General features: G+C 60.2%; 3 protein-coding genes. 1 reads left to right on the forward strand and 2 read right to left on the reverse strand.

Annotated features, from left to right (window positions below):
* Together PMI37_RS27225 and PMI37_RS27230 are read right to left on the reverse strand one after the other, a co-directional pair.
* On the reverse strand, window positions 1-2044 hold a 2044-nt coding region (locus tag PMI37_RS27225; RefSeq protein ID WP_008087347.1), incomplete at its 3' end, for a TonB-dependent receptor.
* A gap of 92 nt (window positions 2045-2136) precedes the next feature.
* Window positions 2137-2526, reverse strand: coding sequence for a DUF2946 domain-containing protein (locus PMI37_RS27230; protein ID WP_008087349.1), 390 nt, complete (start codon window positions 2524-2526; stop codon window positions 2137-2139).
* Between the two features lie 94 nt (window positions 2527-2620).
* Between PMI37_RS27230 and PMI37_RS27235 the strand changes: the two genes are divergently transcribed.
* Window positions 2621-3061, forward strand: coding sequence for a DUF3995 domain-containing protein (locus PMI37_RS27235; protein ID WP_008087351.1), 441 nt, complete (start codon window positions 2621-2623; stop codon window positions 3059-3061).
* Window positions 3062-3132 lie beyond the last annotated feature (71 nt).

The raw sequence follows: 3132 nt of genomic DNA on the forward strand, positions 1-3132 counted from the left end.
CATTGGTCAAGTTGCGCACCCGGCCGGTCACGGTGGTGTGCGAGTCGACCTTGTAGCTGAGGAAACTGCCGAACAATGTGTACGACGGCACCGTCATGGTGTTGGCGGTGTCGGCGTACACCGACGCCACGTATCGCGCATCTACCCCACCTTGCCATTGCGGCGAAAAATCATAGGTCAGCCACAGATTGCCGACCCGATCCGGCACGTTGGTTGGCGTATTGCCTTTGCGTGAAACCACCACGCCGGCGGCATTCTTTTCGGTGAAATCGTCGTACTGCGCGTCGACCCAGGCGAAATTGCCTTCGGCCAGCAGCTTGTCAGTGATTCGCAATGAGCTGGCGATCTCTATGCCTTTCGAGGTCTGCTGGCCGACTGGAATACTGCTGGTCGGGTCCAGCGGGTCGGTCACGGCGAAGTCCTTTCGCTCAATCGTGTAAGCGGCGACTGTCGCCGAACCACGGCCATTCAGATAATCGAATTTGCTGCCGATTTCCCACTGCTTGCCCGTCGAGACGTCAAAGTCCTGTGTGCCATTCGGTTGCTCGGCGGCGGTGCTGTATTGCACATAAACGTTGGCCGATGGAATGAACTGGTAGGTCAGGCCGGCGCGTCCGGTCAGCGGTTCCCAACTGCGCTTGAGGTGTTTTGGATTGGTCGCGGTCACGGCGCGGTGATTGGTTACGTCGAGGTCGATGTCGTCGTAACGCAAGCCGGTGAGCAGCGACAGTTTGTCGGTCAGCGCCAGGCGATTTTCCACGAACACTGCTTGGGTGGTGACCTCGTTGGTCTTGTCGCTGATCAGTTTGGGGTTGGTGCCAGGAATGTCATAGAAATACCCCGGACGATAGTTGTCCGGATCGACCGTACTCGCACCTTTGATGTTGAGCGGTGAGTTGGTGGTCTGGTTGACCTTGTACTCGAAGCCCCCCGACCAGGTCGTATCGAGGCCAAGCAACGTGTTGTCGTGGCGCAGTTCGAACTGGTTGCCGTTCTGCTCGCCCTGATGGCGCACTTGATAGGCGGTGGAGCGATTCACCGCCGTGTTGTCGGCGTTGTACTGATAGGTTTCGAGGTTGCGGTAATCGCGCTGGCTGTCGAGGTGGTACAGCGTATTGCGCAGTGTGGTGCTGTCGTTGATGCGGTAGTCGATGATTGAGCGCACCCAGATCGTCCGCTGTTCGTAACGGCCGTCCTCGACGTTGTAGTTGTTGAAGCGATTGTGTTTGTCGATCTTCAACTCGCCGGCCTTGGGGTTGAGTACCGGCGTGCCCCAATAGGGGCTGTCTTCGTGTTCGTCCTGATATTCCAGGGCGAGGGTGTGCGAGAGGTTGGGCGTGAGGTCGCTGAGTAATGAGAACGCCACGCTCCAGGCATCGCGCTCCTGGCGGTCGATGTAGCCGTTGCCGGTGTTGTGGCTGACGTCGAGCCGCGCGTAGTGCTGCACGTCGGCGCTTGGGTCGGTCAGCGCGTGGTTGAGGCCGAACGCGGTTTCGGTGGTGTCGTAAGTGCCATAGCTGACGCGGCCTTCAATGGCCTGCTCCTGGCGGGAGGCAAGTTTGGTCACGTAGTTCAGCGAGCCGCCCACGGAACCTGCGCCGTTGATCAGCGACGAGGGGCCGCCGACCAGTTCAACCCGATCATAGATCCACGCATCCACCGGCCGGGCGAGGCCGCCGGACACGTTGATGCCGTTGAACATCTGGGTGATCTGGCTGCTGGTGAAGCCGCGATAGGAGACGAAACCGCCGAAGCCCGGCGGTGCGCTGGCGTTGACGCCGGGCAGGGTGTTGGCGGCGTCCTGGAAATTCTGCGCGCCGTGGCGTTCGATGTCGTTGCGATTGGCGATGGCCACCGAGGCCGGCGTGTCACGCACGCTCAAGCCGAGGCGTGAGGCCATGCCGCTGGACTGGTCGAGGGCAAGGCCCGGCTCATTGGCAGATTCGCCATCGATGGTGATCGGCGCGAGATCCACAGTGGATTGCGCCCAGACGTTAACGGACAGGCAGCCGCACAGGCTCGCCAGCAGAGTGAGTTGTTTCATCATTGAATCCTGAATGCTTGTCTAGGAGTCAGCGCACAGGCGAACGCCGCGCGTTGGCGCAGTGGGCTGACAAATCAAAAAGGCAGGGACACTCAGGCGAGCGGCGGGGCGCGAGGGTTGGCCGAGGGCCAGGTGAAGCGGACAGGGAGGTCGGCGCTGACGATGGGCGCCAGCGGCGGGCTGTGCTGTTCCGGGAGGATCGCCAGGGTCAGGCTGGAGTTGAACGCCGGGCCCATGCCGCCACCGACCGAGCACAGCGGGCAGCCGAATGCCTTGGACAGGGTCGGCAGTTGTTCTTCGGTGGGATTGGACGCCAACGGCGCTTGAGTGGCCGGGTCGACTGTACAGAATTGACCGCCGATGCCGTTGAGCTGCATGCCGACCATTTGTCCGTGACCGATGCTGCAGGCGAACACGTTGAACAGGACGCAGCAATAAAGCATCCAGGCCAGCAGTGAGCGATCGGTTCGGGAGAATTTCATGGTGCGGCACTTTACCGTACCGCTGATCGGTCGTGCACTTGAAAAAAATGCGACTAGGATGATTTGTTCAAATCCCTTTCCAAGGATTTCAACCATGACCTTTGTGTTGGCTCAATGGCTGGTGACAATTTTTGCAGTGATCGCCTTGATGCACGTGTATTGGGCGTTGGGTGGGCAGTGGGCGGCGGCAGTGGTGGTGCCGCAGGTGCCGGTGCGCGGTTTTGTCGCAACGGTGCAACCGGCGTTCAAACCGTCGGGCTGGTTGACGCTGGTCGTGGCTGCCGCGCTGCTAACGATCGCAGCGTTGGTGTGTATGCGGGTTGGCTGGGGAATACCGGCGGTCAGTCACAAAGCGTTGCAGTGGGTGATCAGCGCGATTGCATTGTTGATGTTTGCCCGAGCGATTGGTGATTCGAATCTGGTGGGGTTTTTCAAAGAGGTGAAGGGTTCGCGATTTGCGCGGCTGGATACGTGGGTGTATTCGCCGTTGTGTGCGCTGTTGGGCGCGGGGTTGTTGGCGGTGGCGTGGGTTTGAGAAAGGGCAAGATCAAAAGATCGCAGCCTTCGGCAGCTCCTACAGGGATCGATGTAGGAGCTGCCGAAGGC

Origin of the sequence: Pseudomonas sp. GM80, assembly GCF_000282515.1 — a bacterium.
Lineage (GTDB): Bacteria > Pseudomonadota > Gammaproteobacteria > Pseudomonadales > Pseudomonadaceae > Aquipseudomonas.

Excerpts from the sequence above, each read along its gene's own strand:
- PMI37_RS27230 (WP_008087349.1), bottom strand. The coding sequence starts at position 2,526 with ATGAAATTCTCCCGAACCGATCGCTCACTGCTGGCCTGGATGCTTTAT.
- PMI37_RS27235 (WP_008087351.1), top strand. The coding sequence starts at position 2,621 with ATGACCTTTGTGTTGGCTCAATGGCTGGTGACAATTTTTGCAGTGATC.